At 50.7% G+C, this 16,984-nt stretch carries 11 protein-coding genes; 6 read left to right on the forward strand and 5 right to left on the reverse strand.

Going from position 1 to position 16,984, the window contains the following annotated elements; translation table 11 throughout:
* Positions 1 to 54: 54 nt before the first annotated feature.
* Positions 55 to 507, reverse strand: coding sequence for an SRPBCC family protein (locus NDI45_RS22025; protein ID WP_190792482.1), 453 nt, complete (start codon positions 505 to 507; stop codon positions 55 to 57).
* A gap of 265 nt (positions 508 to 772) precedes the next feature.
* On the opposite strand from NDI45_RS22025, the gene NDI45_RS22030 reads away from it, so the two are divergent.
* The 3 genes from NDI45_RS22030 to NDI45_RS22040 all read left to right on the forward strand — a co-directional run bounded on the left by NDI45_RS22030 (position 773) and on the right by NDI45_RS22040 (position 4,614).
* Positions 773 to 1,537 (forward strand): hypothetical protein, encoded by a 765-nt coding sequence (locus NDI45_RS22030; RefSeq protein ID WP_348248740.1) that lies wholly within the window; start codon positions 773 to 775, stop codon positions 1,535 to 1,537.
* 148 nt (positions 1,538 to 1,685) lie between these two features.
* Positions 1,686 to 3,518 carry an SBBP repeat-containing protein gene (locus NDI45_RS22035; protein WP_348248742.1) on the forward strand — a complete coding sequence of 611 codons (1,833 nt, stop codon included), beginning with the start codon at positions 1,686 to 1,688 and terminating at the stop codon, positions 3,516 to 3,518.
* 283 nt (positions 3,519 to 3,801) lie between these two features.
* Positions 3,802 to 4,614 (forward strand): CAP domain-containing protein, encoded by an 813-nt coding sequence (locus tag NDI45_RS22040; RefSeq protein ID WP_199296719.1) that lies wholly within the window; start codon positions 3,802 to 3,804, stop codon positions 4,612 to 4,614.
* A 490-nt stretch (positions 4,615 to 5,104) separates the two neighbouring features.
* Here NDI45_RS22040 and NDI45_RS22045 read toward each other — a convergent pair whose 3' ends face one another.
* Complete coding sequence (locus NDI45_RS22045) at positions 5,105 to 5,836, reverse strand: DUF1997 domain-containing protein (protein ID WP_190793429.1); 732 nt, start codon at positions 5,834 to 5,836, stop codon at positions 5,105 to 5,107.
* A gap of 556 nt (positions 5,837 to 6,392) precedes the next feature.
* Here NDI45_RS22045 and NDI45_RS22050 point away from each other — a divergent pair.
* Positions 6,393 to 7,052: an SDR family oxidoreductase gene (locus NDI45_RS22050; RefSeq protein ID WP_190793428.1), complete on the forward strand. Its 660-nt coding sequence runs from the start codon at positions 6,393 to 6,395 to the stop codon at positions 7,050 to 7,052.
* Between the two features lie 92 nt (positions 7,053 to 7,144).
* A complete protein-coding gene (locus NDI45_RS22055) occupies positions 7,145 to 7,915 on the forward strand; it encodes a glycoside hydrolase family protein (RefSeq protein WP_348248745.1) in 771 nt (256 codons plus the stop codon).
* A gap of 121 nt (positions 7,916 to 8,036) precedes the next feature.
* Here NDI45_RS22055 and NDI45_RS22060 read toward each other — a convergent pair whose 3' ends face one another.
* From NDI45_RS22060 to NDI45_RS22070, 3 genes are read right to left on the reverse strand one after another with little or no spacing between them, the layout of a single operon-like run.
* The gene (locus tag NDI45_RS22060) at positions 8,037 to 9,434 is read right to left on the reverse strand and encodes an ATP-binding protein (protein ID WP_348248747.1); all 1,398 of its coding nucleotides are present in this window, start codon (positions 9,432 to 9,434) and stop codon (positions 8,037 to 8,039) included.
* On the reverse strand, positions 9,388 to 10,224 hold the full coding sequence (locus tag NDI45_RS22065; protein WP_348248749.1) for a CheR family methyltransferase: 837 nt from the start codon (positions 10,222 to 10,224) through the stop codon (positions 9,388 to 9,390). The genes NDI45_RS22060 and NDI45_RS22065 overlap by 47 nt, the downstream gene beginning before the upstream one ends.
* A 25-nt stretch (positions 10,225 to 10,249) precedes the next feature.
* Positions 10,250 to 16,081: a HAMP domain-containing protein gene (locus NDI45_RS22070; protein ID WP_348248751.1), complete on the reverse strand. Its 5,832-nt coding sequence runs from the start codon at positions 16,079 to 16,081 to the stop codon at positions 10,250 to 10,252.
* Positions 16,082 to 16,642: 561 nt separating this feature from the next.
* Here NDI45_RS22070 and NDI45_RS22075 point away from each other — a divergent pair.
* The gene (locus tag NDI45_RS22075) at positions 16,643 to 16,972 is read left to right on the forward strand and encodes a hypothetical protein (protein ID WP_190793426.1); all 330 of its coding nucleotides are present in this window, start codon (positions 16,643 to 16,645) and stop codon (positions 16,970 to 16,972) included.
* Positions 16,973 to 16,984 lie beyond the last annotated feature (12 nt).

The following is a 16,984-nucleotide window of genomic DNA, read 5'->3' on the forward strand; positions in this document are numbered from 1 at the left end:
GACCGTTTACTGCACGCCCTCTATTAAAAATGACTGCTCAATTAAAATACTCAGTTAAGCAGCCGAATTTGTGTGAGCGGCGATCGCATATTCCTTAAACCGCTCCAGATCTGCCATAAGCGTCGATTCAACCACCCGTCCCAAAAACAAATTGTCCATAATTTTGCCAATCACGCCTGGAATTGCATAGGACACGCTGAGCCGCACAATACTGTACTCGCCGCGATCGTAAAACCGAATTGCGCCCCGGTTAGGCAGCCCGTCAACCGACTCCCACTGGATAATCTGATGGTGAATCTGCTTGAGAATGCGCGATTTCCAGCTAAACTCTAGTCCTCCGGTTGCTAGCTTCCAGCGCGACAGATCGGGATTGTCTTCCAGCACCTTCACAGACTCGATCCATTTCATCCAGTTCGGCATCTGCTCCAGGTCAGCCCACAACCCCCAAACCTGCTCCATTGGAACGGGAACCTCGATCTGGACACTATGCTCAAGCCAATTTGACATAAAAATTTGACATCTAAAACCGGGCGTACTCTTGCATTACTTTAGCAATCGAGCGGCAGGAAAGGAACGATTCCTCCTCTAAGGTGCTGCGAACAACCAGCTTTTTTCTCTATGAGTACAAGTTCCTGTAAAAACTGTACGGGTTCCCAGCAAGCTGCCTGGAAAGATGTGTGTAAGGATGATTCTCTGTCCATGTCTCAGGGGCATCCTAACTGCATAATTCGTATCAACCAAAAACTGTCGATCGCTCTGATCCCACTTAGCCATGTCTCTACTGATTCATGTCGAACCTCATCTGGCTCAGGCAAAGCCTGCTACCCCAGCCTCTGAACTCTCGCTCCAGCAGATCTGGATGGCAACGTCAGGTATTCTCACGCTGCTGCTAATCGGGCTAGCGATTTACAACAAAATCCGCACGACCAAGCTCGAAAAACAGCGGCGGTTTGAGGAATTCAAAAATCGAGAACTGCAAAAAAAGCTGAAGTTAGCACTGGGCACGATCAGCAAAATGGAGCGCAATCCGGACCTGATCCACTCCCGCGAGTTTAACCTTGACTATCTGCGGATGCGGATGGAGGAAGAGCAGTTTCACTTTACTATTGTTAATCAAATTAAAATTAGAGTCAAAGAAAAAATTACGATCGCCTTACGTCCCTCCCAGGCAGACAACGGCATTGTCGGCATTGCCAGTGCAACAGGACGAATGATCGACGAAATTTTTGATGTGGAATACGACCCATCCAGCTCACCTGTAGGAACGAATCGACGAGTGCTGTTTCGGATTCAGATCAAGCTTGCTAAGCTGCCGACTCAGCCCACCTCAACCACGATCGCCCAGATTATTGAGTGTATGGAAAAATACATGAGTCAGGGCGGTGAGGAGAACTGGCAGCCAACGATTCAGGGCAGAATTGCCACGATGCACTGGGATCAAAAAGCAAAGCCCACTCCTCTGCTGGTATTGGAACAATCAAATGAGGGCGTGAATGTTACATTTCGCACACAGCGAATTGTTAACAATGAACGATAGGTCTAGGCTTCGTCAATCATACTGAGGTTTCTTTGAGTAAAATTTTACAGACCTGAAAATTTCTGTATAAGTACGGAGCATTTTGATCGATCGTCGGAGGAATTAGGGCAGGCTAGAGTCTACAGTACGTTCAGGAGGAGCATGGCTCATGCCAGCCGATCGTCTCGGAAATCGCCTGCGAGCAGCAAGAAACTTAGGCTCTCTTGCAGCCCCCGTCTCTCTTCGAGATGCTTTAGATCGGCAAGACCGGAATGACGTTGCCCGGCTTCGGTTGAGCAGTCGCAGTACCCTAACGCTGCAAGTGAGCGGGATTCAACGCAAAAGTGCGATCGGGGTTGACGTATTTATCCCAAAATCCACTGCTGGTAAACCGTGGAAGCGGCTTCGCCAAACTAATCTGGGACAGCTCAAACCAAAAGATTTGCGGCGGCAGTTCACTTTTCTGTCGCGATCGAAAGCAACTTCAGGTAGCTCTAACACTGTAAACCTGACGCTGGATGCAGGGGAATACTATTTGCGGCTCTACTTCCGCAAAAATTCTACCGCTTATCGACTGGTGGCTAGTGCAACGCCGCTTCCGCTTCCAACAGATTCACCGTCCCCTTCTGCTTCACCTTCGCCTCCTCCTCCTGCTTCACCTTCGCCTCCTCCTCCTTCCCCGCCTTCGCCGCCAACGAACCCACCTGCTTCTCAGTCCTTTACCCGAAACTGGGTGCGTCAGTTTGGAAGCAGTGCCAATGACTATGCCTATGGAATTGCAGTCAACGGCGGGACGCTTTTTGTGGCAGGGTCTACCAACGGTAATTTAGGCGGAGCAAATGCAGGCGATCGAGATAGCTATGTTGCGCAGCTTAGCACTGAAGGATCTGCCCCAATCCTGAGACAGTTTGGGCGCTCGGGAACGGATGTAGCAGCCGACATCGTCGCCGATAGGGCAGGCAATTACTATGTCTCCGGCATTGATGTGATAACAGAGATCATTCCCATGCTGGGACCAGTTCCCAATCCCAATGGCTACGCTGTCAAATACGGTTCTAATGGAACACAGCTTTGGTCAGCAACGATCGCCACAACGACTGATATTCCAGTTGCGCCGGGTGCTGCTATTCCGGCTGCTGATGCTGCCTCGCGAATTGCGATCGACGTTCAGGGCAATGTTTATGTCACAGGCTTCCTGCGCGGCTTACCCCCAGTAGCGGGCTTCGGTCAGCCCAGTCGAGCCTTTGTTGCCAAATACAACAGCAGTGGAAATCAGCAATGGGTGGTAGAACTGAATGAGCTTTCAGGTTCCAGCAGCGGCACGGATATCACGCTCGACGCTCAAGGTAACATCTACCTCAGTGGAATTACCAGCGCCACGCTAACCCCTAATGCGACCGATCCGCTTACCGGTGGCGATGCCTTTGTTGCCAAATTAAACGGCAATGGAGCAAGGCTCTGGCATCAAACGATCGAGGCTCCGGGCACAAATCTGGCGGGCGGAGTCGTTGTTGACAGCGGTGGTAATGTCTACATCACGGGCGATACGATCGGCGCCCTTCCGGGACAAACGAGCGCAGGCGGCAGCGATGCCTTTCTGGCGAAGTACGATTCCAATGGCACTCGCCAATGGATCAAACAGTTTGGGACGGCTCAGCTTGACGAATCTCAGGCAATTGCGATCGACGATCGCGATCGAATTTATTTGGCAGGGGAAACGACCGGATCACTCTTTGGCAATGCCCCACTCGGCTTGTCCGATGGCTGGCTTGCCACCTTTGATTCGGCGGGAACGCTGCTCGGCAGTACGCTGGTCGGTACGCCGCAGGACGATGATGTGTACAGTTTAATCGTTGTGAACCCTGCCCCTAACGCTGCACTCAACTCGCCGTACACGGTTTACCTAGCGGGACAAACTCAAGGAACTTTCCTAAATGGCGGTATAAATAATCAGGGTAGCTTTGATGCTTGGGCTGCTCAGTACAGCTTTAGCCCTGTTTGATGACGACTGAGAAACGGCAATTCCCCTGTTGACCTTTTGCCCCAACGTTTCCTGCATTCCCTGTTGATTCCCTGGCTGCATCTCTGACTCAGGGAATCCTTGACTCAACCTTTCGCTCAAACATCGATTCAGAGCTTTGCCCCAAGCTTTGCAGGAACTCTTATTTTGTCAATTTCCCCAAATTTATTCGTCTATGCGCCTTGACTTCTGAATCTTGGCAAGACGATCGCTCACTGTAACTTGCTATCGGTGAACGCAGCTTGCGTTTGCTTTAGGAGAAATCATGCGTAGAACTCTTTCTGACCTCAGTGCTGCAAAAGGAATTCCCAGCACGGCGGCAATTCGCGATCGAGTGAACTCCAGCAACTCAAGCGATTTATTTCGGTTTGATTTAGCACAGCCCAGCGGCATTCGCATCAAGTTTAGAAGCTCTAGGCAGGGAGCAAACCTAAGGCTAGTTCAAGACCGCAATTTCAACGGACGAATTGATACGGGCGAAATTGTGCAATCGGCTCAGATAAGTTTTCAGCAAAAAGAGGTAAGCCGCTCTCAATTAGCAGCCGGAACCTATTACCTCCAGGTTTCTGCTGGAGGACAAGGAGCAAACCGCTATCAGCTTAATCTTGAAACCAGTGCGTCGTCTAACAGCAGCTCGCTGCAAACTGGCTTACCCGCACCCCAGCCTGTGAGTGTGAGTGTGATCGATCAAATTGTGTCGCTTACCAACGATTTTCGCCGTCAAAATGGCTTGCCCCCCGTGACGCTGAATCCGCTGTTAGGCACGGCTGCCCAAACCCAAAGCCAGAACATGGCATTGGAGGATTACTTCGACCACACCAGCCCCACTGGCGTTACGCCCGGTCAACGAGCAACTGCCGCAGGCTATCGCTGGTCGCGGGTGGCTGAAAATATTGGTGCAGGACATACAACAGCTGTCAGTGTGGTGCAAGGCTGGATCAATAGTCCCGGACATCGGGCTAATTTGCTTGACCCCAAACTAAGGGAAATCGGAGTTGGGTATTACTTTATGCCAAGTGATACGGGCACTGAGAACTGGAATCATTATTGGACACAAGTTTTGGCTGCGCCGATGTAGGGGATGAGGGAATAAGGGATGGGAGGTGAGAGTGGGCGTATGTTTTGTTCTTGTGCTTTCTTTCCTCGATCGCCCATAGTAAGGTTTGAGGAGAGCGTGAGCAGGTTGAGAAATTGCGAGTGAGAGAGCCTGCTACTTTCCCCTACCTTACTTTGTCTTTTTTATAGGGAGTTTTATACCGAGCAGCTGAGAGAGAACTACACCTGGCAGGAAGTGTTTCTTCAGTAAGCGGGTTATACAGCTCCTAAAGCGACTGTGTACTGATCAGTCTGACCAGCGGGTGAAATGGCTCTGAACGTCCTGACGGGTCAATGCTGGGCGGAACTGAGCTGATTGTGGGTTCGGAAATTCCCCAAGATTAGGGATTTAGAGGGCTGCAGTACCTCAAATACGAATAAACTCGCTTAGTGTGTACCCAGTAGCCATTTAGGGAGAATTAGGGGGAGACTTAACCCCCTAAACTTCAACTCGCAGCCTGCTCTGACGCTCGCTAAAGACCTTTTTTCTTTTTGTAGAAGGGCACTCCAGCAGTGGTATGAAAATCTTCTTGTACCTTCTGGGTTAGTCGTCGGGAGACTTGGCGCACAATTTGGTTCAGGAGACGATCGCCTGTGGACTGGACTAGGGACTTGGGCAAAGCCTGGATGAAGCGGGGAAAGTGGAGGAACACTTGCAAATCGAGTTCCCATTCGACGTGGGTAATTTTGTCGGGGAGCTGTGCCCGCTCTTTTGCCGCAAAAAGCGACCGATCCGGTTCAATTTCGACAAGCTGAAGGGCTGCCTGAAAATCAACATCGTATCCGGGCGGTTCGTATCCTGGCACTGAAACCGTAGCAATGCGATAAATGCCTGCCTGCTGCGGCAGTAGATCGAGTCCGACTTTGGGTTCGACATCATAGCCAAACGCGCCAAATCGACCGACGGTAAGGGCATAACCTGTTTCCCCGATCGACTCAGACTGCATTGGATGAGCACAGCGCGGAAACCATTCCCGATGCTCATCCAGGTATTGGGCAACCATTCGCGCTTCGGCATACATTTCCATGCTGCTGGCAAACGTGCCATGAAAGCGGGTTGGCTCGCTGCTGAGGCAATCTTCGGTAGGACGACCTCGTCGGGAAAGCTGCTCCGCATTAAGGGAATGCCCTTCTGTCCGGTGGGCACTGGCTTCCAAAATCGGAGAAGCATCAATGGAGTAATGTTCTGCTGGGTTTGACTGCATACGCTCCGTTCCTGCGATAGTCCTGCAATCTTGGCTGTAGGTCGGCTTCTTTCTCGGCGCCTTTCAAGGAGGACGCGCTCCAGTTTTCCTCAGGGTTGCTTTCAACAATCCTGCCGATCGCTCTGACTGTAGATCTTAAACCTCAGGCAAACAGTCTGTCAGGGGAGAGATGAGACTAAAATCTTGTCTAGCATATCCTGTCCGAGTAAGGATGCCCTCGATCGATCTACGGATAGAAAGCTGGTAAGCATAGATTTAGCAGGGGCGACAGCGGAATGCATCCGCAAAAGCAGCGACTGATAGAGATTGTTAATTGCCAGTAACTGATTTACTGAATTTTCACTAAACTGGAGCAGCCAAGCCACAAATTTACTCTTGTAAAATTCTGAGGAGCCGGAGTTCATTATTTAAGGTCGATCGCCCAAATTCAGGATTTGGCTTATTCATCAGGTTATTTAATTCATCAGGTGATTCAATAAGTTATTCAATTCACTGATTCAATTGTTTGCTTTGATCGACTCGCTCAAGCGTCTAATTTCTAGTAAAGGGGCAGCATATGAAAGTGTTTGTAGCAGGGGCTACAGGTGAAACCGGACGGCGGATTGTGCAGGAATTGGTGAGCCGTAATATTTCGGTGCGAGCATTGGTGCGAAATCTAGATAAGGCAAAGCAAATTTTGCCCCCAGAGGCAGAATGCGTGGTGGGAGATGTGCTGGAACCAGAAACTCTGCGGACAGCGATGGCAGATTGTACGGTGGTGCTATCTGCGACGGGAGCCGCCCCCAGTTTTGACCCCACAGGTCCATACAAGGTGGACTATGAGGGAACCAAGCATCTTGTTGATGTGGCAAAGGAGAAGGGAATCCAGCAGTTTGTCATGGTGTCTTCGCTCTGTACCTCTCAACTGCTGCATCCGCTCAATTTGTTCTGGCTGATTTTAGTGTGGAAAAAGCGGGCAGAAGAGTATTTGCAGCAAAGCGGCTTGAGCTACACGATCGTTCGACCGGGAGGACTCAAAAACGAAGACAATACCGATGCGATCGTCATGTCTAAAGCAGACACGCTCTTTGATGGCAGTATTCCGCGATCGAAAGTCGCGCAGGTTTGTGTGGAGGCTTTGTCCCAGCCAGAAGCAAAAAATAAAATCGTGGAAATTGTTGCCAAGCCCGACGCACCGGCTTTGTCCTATGAGGCGATGTTTGCGGGGGTGGCTTAGTGGATAGATTGGGAGATCGATCGGCAGGAACTCAAGGCAGCCCAACTAGGCTAGGATGGGAAAGATTTGTCCTGGTCAAGTTTAATTGAGCTGTGACTTCAAACCATCCTGAGTCTTCTGTTCCTAATTCTGTTGTTTCTGATTCTGTTGCTCCTGAGTCTTCTATTCCTGATGGCGTTTCAGGGCGATTGTCCCAGCGAAACAAAAAGTCTCCCTCGTCGGTTGGGTTGCTGCTGCGCCAGCTAACGGCAGGGTTAATTGCCCTGGGAACCGTCAGTATTCTCTGGAATGCTATTCCCTCAAAACCACGATCGAGCTTTGAGTTAGACGGCAGCAACTACCCGCCCCTCGTGAAGCAAAGTGGCGATCCCTACATCCGCGCTTTAATGCGAACGATCTCCGCGAGTGAATCGAACGGTCCCAAGCCCTACACGCTGCTGTTTGGTGGCGAACATTTTGAGGATTTTAACCAGCATCCCGATCGCTGTGTGCCGATTACGGTTGGTGTGAATCAGGGCGACTGCACCACGGCAGCCGGACGCTACCAGTTTATTACCACCACTTGGGAAGAGCAGGCAGAGAAATACCATCCTGACCCGTCTGGGCTCTGGTTCTGGCAGCACTACAGCTTTGAGCCACAGTATCAGGATGAGGTAGTCTATCGCTGGCTCAGCGACTCGGAAGCTTGGGGAGTAGATTTATCTGCGCTGCTGCAACAGGGACAGCTTTCAGAAGTACTGCAAATTCTTTCGCCCGTCTGGACTAGTTTGGGCTATGGAATTGAAACAAACGACATGAGCGATCGACTGCCGCAGCTTTATGAGGCGATGCTGCAAGAGGAACTGAGCGGCACATCGAGTTAAAAGTTTTTCTTTCCTGTTAAAAGGTACTTGCTAGAGTACGGTTTTTAGAATACGGGTTTCTGTCAGCATAGGCTGTCGATTCTCGATCGTGTCCCGCATTGATTGCATCCCGCATTAATTCTCACGCTTGAGCTTCATATCTTTCCGGGGAGCTGAGCCTTTCACAGGTTGATGCCATGATTTCTGGTAAAAGTTCAGCAATCTCTTCTCGCTGACGATCGCCGATTGGCAGATGCACCGTAAACGTAGTTCCCTGGTGGCAGCCGTCGCTGTGTGCTTCGATTGTGCCGTTATGTAGTTCGACGAGCTGACGGACGATCGCAAGTCCGAGGCCTAATCCACCGTGGCTGCGAGTGGAAGAACTATCGGCTTGGCGGAAGTGATCAAAGATATAAGGTAGAAATTCTGGGTCAATACCGATTCCCGTATCGCTGATGTGCAGCCTGATTACGCCGTCGGCATTCGATCGAACCTGTAAGCTAACGTTTCCGCCTTCGCAGGTGAACTTAATTGCATTGGTGAGTAAATTCAAGAGAATTTGACGCAACCGCACTGAATCTGCTCTCACGCTTGCCACAGTCGGATCAAGCTGCACGTCGAGCCGGATCGATTTCACCTCGGCTTGGGGACGAATCGATTCTACGGTTGCCTCAATAAAAGAGGGCAGGTCGATCGGGTGAATCGACAGTTCAACCTTGCCGCGCATCAGCCTAGATACGTCAAGGATGTCTTCGATCAGCCGCACCTGAGCCTGGGCATTGTGTACGATCGTTTCGAGTGCCCGTCGCATTCTAGCAGGCTCAAACTCCCGCTTCAGCAAGAGCTGCGACCAGCCCAAAATTGAGTTTAGGGGCGTTCGCAGTTCGTGAGAGACGATCGCTAAAAATTCATCTTTTATGCGGTTTGCTTCTTCGGCTTGCTGGCGAGCAACCTGGGCACGGATAAGTTCTGCGTTTTGAGCAATCAGTTGGGCTGCCTGATGCTGAACTTCGAGATTCTTTTTGAATAAATCAATAAAAACAGAGACTTTAGAAGTCAAAATGGTAGGTTCGATCGGCTTATATAAATAATCGACTGCGCCCAACGTATAGCCCTGAGAGCGCAAATCGTCGCTTTCGGCAAACGCAGTTAGAAAAATAATGGGAGTGTGCTGCGATCGACCGCGCTGACGAATGAGCCTTGCTGTTTCAAAGCCATCCATACCGGGCATCTGCACATCCAGCAGGATTACAGCGACATCATGCTGAAGTAAATATTTTAATGCGGCAGCTCCCGACTGCACTTTGACCAAGTTCTGCCCCAGGCTCTGTAATACACGCTCTAGCGTAACTAGATTTTCGATGCGATCGTCCACAAGGAGGACATTCACTTTCGATTCCGGCGTGATTAGAGAAGAAGCAGGAGTTGATAATACATGGTGGATTTGTTGAGTCATCCCTAATTTACCCTTGACAATCACGGTCGCTTGGTGATCAGGCAATTCTCCGATAGAGCTGTGCTTGAGGATCGAATAGCTCATAGCACTGCTGATACGGTGAAAACTTCAAGCTTTCCTGCTGTCCCAAGCCTAGAATCCCAAATCTCCCTAAACTGTCGTGGAATAACTGATGAATCTTTGCCTGAAGCTCAGAATTTAAGAAGGTTAAAACATTGCGACAGAGAATGACATTAAATTCATTAAAAGAAGCATCCGTCACTAGGTTGTGGGCTGCGAAGACAAGGTTCTCCTTTAGAAATGAGTGGACGATCGCACTATTGTTTCTAACTGTATAGTACTCCGAAAGCAGTTGTTCTCCCCCTGCCTGTTGATAGAGGAGTGCATACTCCTGTGTCCGTCCAAGGGTAAAAACGCCCGTTCGTGCTTGAGCGAGAGCAGATTCATTGATATCAGTTGCGTAGATGCGGCAGCGAGGATAAATGCCCTCCTCCCACAGTAGGATTGCCATTGCATACACTTCTTCCCCGGTCATGCATCCGGCATACCAGATCCGAACGGATGGATAAGTTCGCAGCAGCGGCACAACCTGAGTTCTAAATGCCAGGTAAAAGCTGGGGTCATGAAACATCCCTGTACGATTTGCAGACAGATTCAGCAAAAAACGCTCCATATAGGCACGTTCATGCAAAATCTTTTCTTGCAGTCGAGAGATGTTGGGCAGCTTGTCGGTTTGAATGAGATCTCGAATCTGACGTTTAATTAACGCGCTCGAGTAACTTCGAAAGTCGAAGCCATAGTAGCGATTCACTCCCTCTAAAAGAAGCTGAATTTCGAGATCCTCAAGTTCGGCAAGCTGCATAAGGACGGGCATAAAGGTTCCTGACAAAGCAGTTGGATTATTGGTGGAGCCAAACCCGAAGTACAGACAAGAGCTGATCGGTTTCAACAGGTTTAGTGATGTAGTCCGAAGCTCCCGATTCGATGCATTTTTCCCGATCGCCGCGCATGGCTTTTGCCGTTAACGCAATGATGGGCAGATGAGCGAATTGGGGAATTTCCCGAATGGCTTGCGTCGTTTCATACCCATCCATTTCGGGCATCATCACATCCATCAACACCAAATCAAGATCCGGGTGATTTTGTAATACGCTAATGCCTTCTCGACCGTTTTCTGCGTACAGAATCTCCATTTGATAGCGTTCTAATACACTGGTAAGGGCAAAAATATTCCGCACGTCATCATCGACAATGAGAATTTTTTTGCCTGCCAGCGTTGGATCTTGCTGCTGCGATCGTTCCAGCATTTGTCGCTGAAGGTCTGGTAAGTCTGCCTGAACCCGATGCAGGAAGAGGGCAGTTTCATCCAGCAGACGTTCGGGCGATCGGACATCCTTAAGAATGATCGTGTCAGAAATGCCTCGGAGTTCCCGTTCTTCTTGAGCCGATAGATCTTTTCCGGTGTAGATAATGATCGGCAAGTGGGCCAGGCTGGAGTCATGTTTAATCTGCTCAAGGAAGGCAAACCCATCCATGTCGGGTAGTCCCAGATCGAGCACGAGGCAGTCAAAGTGACCTGATCGCAATGTCTCAAGCGCTTCTGCACCTGTGCCGATCGCGGTAATTGCTACGTCGCTATTGCCAATCAGTTCAACCAGGCTTTGGCGTTGAACGTCATCATCTTCGACGATCAGCAAATTTTTCATCGGACGCTCGACAAACTCCTTAATGCTTGCCAGGGCGTTGAGCAATGACTCGCTGTTAACAGGCTTTTGCAGATACGCGATTGCTCCCTGCCGCAAACTGCGCTGCAATCCCTCTTCTACCGACATCATGTGGACTGGAATATGGCGGGTGTCAGCGTGATGCTTCAGCCGATCCAGCACCATCCAGCCATCGAGAACGGGAAGGCGAACATCGAGCATAATTGCGGTGGGTTTGAGCTGCTGTGCCATTTCCAGCCCGACGTTACCGCGCGTGGCGACCAGTCCCTTAAAGCCTTGCTGTCGTGCCAGATCTAGCAGAATGCCGGCAAAGTTGAGGTCATCTTCGACGATCAACAAGGTCAGGTCACCTGGTTGAATAGAGTCTCGATCGTCTTCGATCGCCCGCTCACGCATCAGTGCCATTGGTTCGGGCTGATTGCCTGCTGTCGCTGGTTGCCCTGCTGCTAGCACCGTGGAAGGTCGGACGATCGTGGATTGCAAGGATGAGGTAGCGAGGGTAGGAATCGGTAAACTCCAGCGTTCTCCCTCGCTTTGGGGCAGATAAAGCGTGAACGTGCTGCCGCAACCCAGCTCACTCTTAAGGCGAATTTCACCGCCTAGTAGACGGGTAATCTCTCGGCTAATCGACAAGCCTAAGCCCGTTCCCCCATACTTCCGGGAGGTTGTGCCATCTGCCTGCTGAAACGCTTCGAAGATGACCTGCTGTTTATCTGGCGCAATGCCGATTCCCGTATCAGTAACCGCAAAGGCAATTACGCGATCGGCACGATTCAGCGTTTCTTTATCAAAACTCCAGCCCCCCGTTGCAAGGCTTACGTTGAGGCTGACCTGACCCTGCTCGGTGAACTTAAAGGCGTTCGAGAGCAGGTTTTTTAGAACTTGCTGAAGCCGCTTGGCATCGGTGTACAAAGTGCGCGGCAACTGCGGATCAAAGTTCATCTGAAATTCGAGATTACGATCCTGGGCGACCTGGCGGAATGTGCGATCGAGGTGATTGCGGAAGTCATTAATCGACATTGGCTCTGTTTCGATTGACATCGTTCCCGACTCAATTTTTGCCAAATCCAGAATGTCGTTGATGAGTCCAAGTAAATCGTTTCCGGCAGAATAAATCGTACGGGCATATTCGATTTGCTTATCGCTTAAGTTGCCGTCGCTGTTTTCGGCAAAAAGTCGTGCCAGAATCAGTAAACTGTTGAGCGGCGTTCGCAGTTCATGCGACATATTTGCCAAGAATTCCGATTTGTATCTGGAACTGAGGGCAAGCTGTTCGGCTTTTTCTTCCAGCGATCGACGCGCCTGTTCAATTTCTTGATTTTTGCGTTCCACCTCCCGGTTTTGAACGGCTAATAGTTCGGCTTTCTCCTGTAATTCCTCGTTGGTTTGCTGAAGCTGTTCCTGCTGATTCTTGAGCAGTTCCTCCGAGGCTTTGAGTGACTGCGCCTGCTGTTCTAATCGCTGGTTGGTTCCCGTTAGCTCTTTCTGCTGGGTTTGCAGTTCTTCTGCCAGTGACTGCGACTGTTTCAGCAGTTCTTCAGTTCGCATACTGGCGGCAATCGTGTTGAGGACGATCGCAATACTCTCGGTCAACTGATCGAAGAACGTTAAGTGAATGTCGCTGAACCGCGAGAACGAAGCAAGCTCGATCACCGCAGTCACCTGTCCTTCAAATAAAACAGGCAGCGCAACCGCATTCAGCGGGGTTGCTTCACCCAGTCCAGAACTAATTCTGATGTAGTCTGCTGGAACTTCAGTCAGGAGAATGCGCTCCTTTTCTAAAGCGCACTGCCCGATTAGTCCCTGTCCTAGCTCGAAGCGGTTGCCTAAGTGCTTGCGCTCTTTGTAGGCGTAGGTGCTGATCAGCTTGAGATAGGACGTGTGGGTTTCGTTGGCTTCCATCAGGTAAAAGACCCCGTGTTGCGCCGAAACCAGCGGAGCCAATTCGGACAGAATCAGCTTGGACACTGTTTCAAGGTCGCGCTGCCCCTGCAACATACGGGTGAATTTCGCCAAGTTGGTCTTGAGCCAGTCTTGCTCGGTGTTCTTCTGCGTTGTTTCGCGCAGGTTGGCAATCATCTGGTTGATGTTGTCTTTGAGGACTGCCACTTCCCCTTTTGCTTCGACGGAAATCGATCGCGTCAAATCGCCCTTAGTCACCGCTGTTGCTACTTCGGCGATCGCTCGCACCTGCGTCGTTAGATTCGCTGCCAGCTCGTTCACGTTATCGGTCAAATCGCGCCAAGTTCCCGATGCTCCCGGCACTTTTGCCTGTCCACCGAGTTTTCCTTCGCTTCCTACTTCTCGGGCAACGGTCGTAACCTGTTCGGCAAACGTTGCCAGCGTGTCAATCATTTCGTTGATAGTGTCGGCTAACGTTTCGATTTCGCCTTTGGCATCTAGCATCAGCTTGAGCTTCAGGTTTCCGTTCGCCACCGCTGTCACCACTCGCGCAATGCCTCGCACCTGGGCTGTAAGGTTGCTTGCCATCGAGTTCACATTGTCAGTGAGATCCTTCCAGGTTCCTGCAACGCCAATCACCTGCGCCTGACCGCCCAGCTTGCCTTCGGTTCCTACTTCCCGCGCCACCCGTGTTACTTCCGAGGCAAAGGAACTGAGCTGATCCACCATCGTGTTAATGGTGTTTTTCAGATCGAGAATTTCACCTTTCACATCCACGGTGATTTTCTTGGAGAGGTCCCCGTTCGCGATCGCCGTTGCCACTTCGGCGATGTTTCGTACCTGTGCGGTCAGGTTGCCTGCCATTGAGTTCACGTTATCAGTCAAATCCTTCCAGGTTCCACCCACGCCGCGGACGTATGCCTGCACCCCGAGTTTTCCTTCGGTTCCCACTTCCCGTGCCACCCGTGTTACTTCCGAGGCAAACGAGTTGAGCTGATCCACCATGGTGTTAATGGTGTTTTTCAGCTCCAAGATTTCGCCTTTCACATCCACGGTGATTTTCTTGGAGAGGTCTCCGTTTGCCACCGCCGTTGTCACTTCGGCGATGTTTCGTACCTGTGCGGTTAAGCTGCCTGCCATGAAGTTCACGCTGTCGGTCAGGTCTTTCCAGGTTCCGGCTACGCCTTTTACTTCCGCCTGCACGCCGAGTTTTCCTTCAGAACCCACTTCCCGTGCCACCCGTGTTACTTCTGAAGCAAACGAGTTGAGCTGATCCACCATCGTGTTGACCGTATTTTTCAGCTCCAGGATTTCGCCTTTCACATCCACGGTAATTTTCTTCGACAAATCCCCATTTGCCACCGCCGTTGTTACCGCCGCAATATTTCGTACCTGTGCTGTTAAGCTGCCTGCCATGAAGTTCACGCTGTCGGTCAGGTCTTTCCAGGTTCCGGCTACTCCGCGTACATCTGCCTGTACCCCGAGTTTTCCTTCAGAACCCACTTCCCGCGCCACCCGTGTTACTTCCGAGGCAAAGGAACTAAGCTGATCCACCATGGTGTTAATGGTGTTTTTCAGCTCCAGGATTTCGCCTTTCACATCCACGGTGATTTTCTTCGACAAATCCCCATTTGCCACCGCCGTTGTCACTTCAGCAATATTTCGTACCTGTGCGGTCAGGTTGCCTGCCATGAAGTTCACGCTGTCGGTCAGGTCTTTCCAGGTTCCGGCTACTCCGCGAACTTGCGCCTGCACGCCAAGCTTTCCTTCGGTTCCCACTTCCCGCGCCACTCGCGTCACTTCAGACACAAACGAGTTGAGCTGATCCACCATGATGTTAATGGTGTTTTTCAGCTCCAAGATTTCACCTTTCACGTTCACGGTGATTTTCTTGGAGAGGTCTCCGTTTGCCACCGCCGTTGTTACTTCGGCGATGTTTCGTACCTGTGCGGTTAAGCTGCCTGCCATGAAGTTCACGCTGTCGGTCAGGTCTTTCCAGGTTCCGGCTACTCCGCGAACTTGCGCCTGTCCGCCCAGTTTTCCTTCTGCTCCGACTTCCCGCGCCACCCGTGTTACTTCTGAAGCAAACGAGTTGAGCTGATCCACCATCGTGTTGACCGTATTTTTCAGCTCCAGGATTTCGCCTTTCACATCCACGGTAATTTTCTTCGACAAATCCCCATTTGCCACCGCCGTTGTCACTTCAGCAATGTTTCGTACCTGTGCGGTCAGGTTACCTGCCATCGAGTTTACGCTGTCGGTCAAATCCTTCCAGGTTCCCGCTACTCCGCGTACATCTGCCTGTACCCCGAGTTTTCCTTCAGTTCCGACTTCCCGCGCTACCCGTGTTACTTCCGAGGCAAACGAGTTGAGCTGATCCACCATGGTGTTAATGGTGTTTTTCAGCTCCAGGATTTCGCCTTTCACATCCACGGTGATTTTCTTAGAGAGGTCTCCGTTTGCCACCGCCGTTGTTACTTCAGCAATGTTTCGTACCTGTGCGGTCAGGTTGCCTGCCATCGAGTTTACACTGTCGGTCAAATCCTTCCAGGTTCCCGCTACTCCAGGCACATCTGCCTGCACGCCGAGTTTTCCTTCAGTTCCTACTTCCCGCGCCACCCGTGTTACTTCTGAAGCAAAGGAGTTGAGCTGATCCACCATCGTGTTGACGATTTGAGCCGTTTGCAGAAACTCGCCTTGCAGCCGTTTGCCGTCAATTTCGGTGGCGATCGTCTGCGTCAAGTTTCCAGTGGCAACCGCCCGAATTACCCGCGTGGTTTCAGTCATCGGCTGCACCAGATCGGTGATCAGCGCATTGACCGAGCCGATCGATGCCTTCCATGCTCCCTTCGCATTCTGGAGCGAGGCGCGTTCGCTAATTTTGCCTTCCTTACCAACCACCTGGCTAATGTGTTCCAGTTCAGTTGCCATGTGCTCATTCATCTCAATGATGTCGTTGAGCGTATCGGCAATCTTGCCTGCAATGCCGGTCTGGTCGAGTGGCATTCGAGCAGAGAAATTACCCTTTTTTATTTCAACCAGCGTTTTGAGGAGCTGCTGGAGATCGAGGGTATCGGAATTGGGGGTGCGAGAAGCGGTGGTCATAGCGGGTGTAACTTTCGCGGTAGGTCAGGATGAGTACGTCACTGGCTAGAAGTCCTGCCACAGGCATACATCGATTCATTATCCCTGCTTCGTTCAGGTCGATCGCTTCTACCTATGGGCGTAACTTGTCTTTACTCTACCTTAGGCTAGAGGACGCTGATTGAGGCGCGGGTATTATTTGTGGTAGCCCAAATTTTAATTTCAACTCTGCTCTCGATTCTGCTCTCAAAAGTTTGCTCTTTCACTGCTGAATCAAAAGCTTAATCTTCGTTAGCGTTTAATTCATAGTGAAAAAAATTGATGGCATGGATTAAGAGGAGGGTTGAAAAGCGATTGCTGTTACCCGAACCATCCCCGATACGGAATTAAACTTTGAGGGGAACTGAGCCATCTCTCCTCACGCTCAAAGTCCCTCAGCATTTGGGGGTATGGGGACAACCCAGCACTTTTGATACTTTTTAAACATTCTCTTAGATTAAGCTAAGGACATAAAGCTGAGGAAAGTGCTCCCGATCGGTCAGCACTCGATTTGAATCATTAAGCGAATCAAGGAATTGTTGCTTGTCAAATCAGCCTTTTAACGAAACCCTTAACACTGAAGATTTCAATCATCTGATTGAGGCTGTGGTCAAAGCGGTTTTAAAAGTCGGACAAACCCATGATTTAGAAGAGGCGATCGTGATTCGGGATGAATTGCATCGGCTTCCCGACACGCTGCTGACGGAAGTCTTAAATCAAGTCATCCTGCATTTGGTTCCGATCGATCCGCTGCTTTGTCGCTGGTTTATTATCGATGTTTTTCTGCGCGACGCTCCGCCAGAAGGGAGAGCAGATGTCGCAGAACGAATTAATCTGCTGCTGGCGGATCTCCAGTCTCCTCAGTCGGAATAAGCTCGGTAGAGT

The sequence above is a fragment of the Leptolyngbya sp. GB1-A1 genome (genome assembly GCF_039962475.1).
Classification (GTDB): Bacteria; Cyanobacteriota; Cyanobacteriia; order Elainellales; family Elainellaceae; genus Leptolyngbya_A.

Bases quoted from the DNA above. Each gene is read 5' to 3' on its own strand.
- NDI45_RS22025 (WP_190792482.1), bottom strand. From the start codon at position 507: ATGTCAAATTGGCTTGAGCATAGTGTCCAGATCGAGGTTCCCGTTCCA.
- NDI45_RS22030 (WP_348248740.1), top strand. From the start codon at position 773: ATGTCTCTACTGATTCATGTCGAACCTCATCTGGCTCAGGCAAAGCCT.
- NDI45_RS22035 (WP_348248742.1), top strand. From the start codon at position 1,686: ATGCCAGCCGATCGTCTCGGAAATCGCCTGCGAGCAGCAAGAAACTTA.
- NDI45_RS22040 (WP_199296719.1), top strand. From the start codon at position 3,802: ATGCGTAGAACTCTTTCTGACCTCAGTGCTGCAAAAGGAATTCCCAGC.
- NDI45_RS22045 (WP_190793429.1), bottom strand. From the start codon at position 5,836: ATGCAGTCAAACCCAGCAGAACATTACTCCATTGATGCTTCTCCGATT.
- NDI45_RS22050 (WP_190793428.1), top strand. From the start codon at position 6,393: ATGAAAGTGTTTGTAGCAGGGGCTACAGGTGAAACCGGACGGCGGATT.
- NDI45_RS22060 (WP_348248747.1), bottom strand. From the start codon at position 9,434: ATGAGCTATTCGATCCTCAAGCACAGCTCTATCGGAGAATTGCCTGAT.
- NDI45_RS22065 (WP_348248749.1), bottom strand. From the start codon at position 10,224: ATGCCCGTCCTTATGCAGCTTGCCGAACTTGAGGATCTCGAAATTCAG.
- NDI45_RS22070 (WP_348248751.1), bottom strand. From the start codon at position 16,081: ATGACCACCGCTTCTCGCACCCCCAATTCCGATACCCTCGATCTCCAG.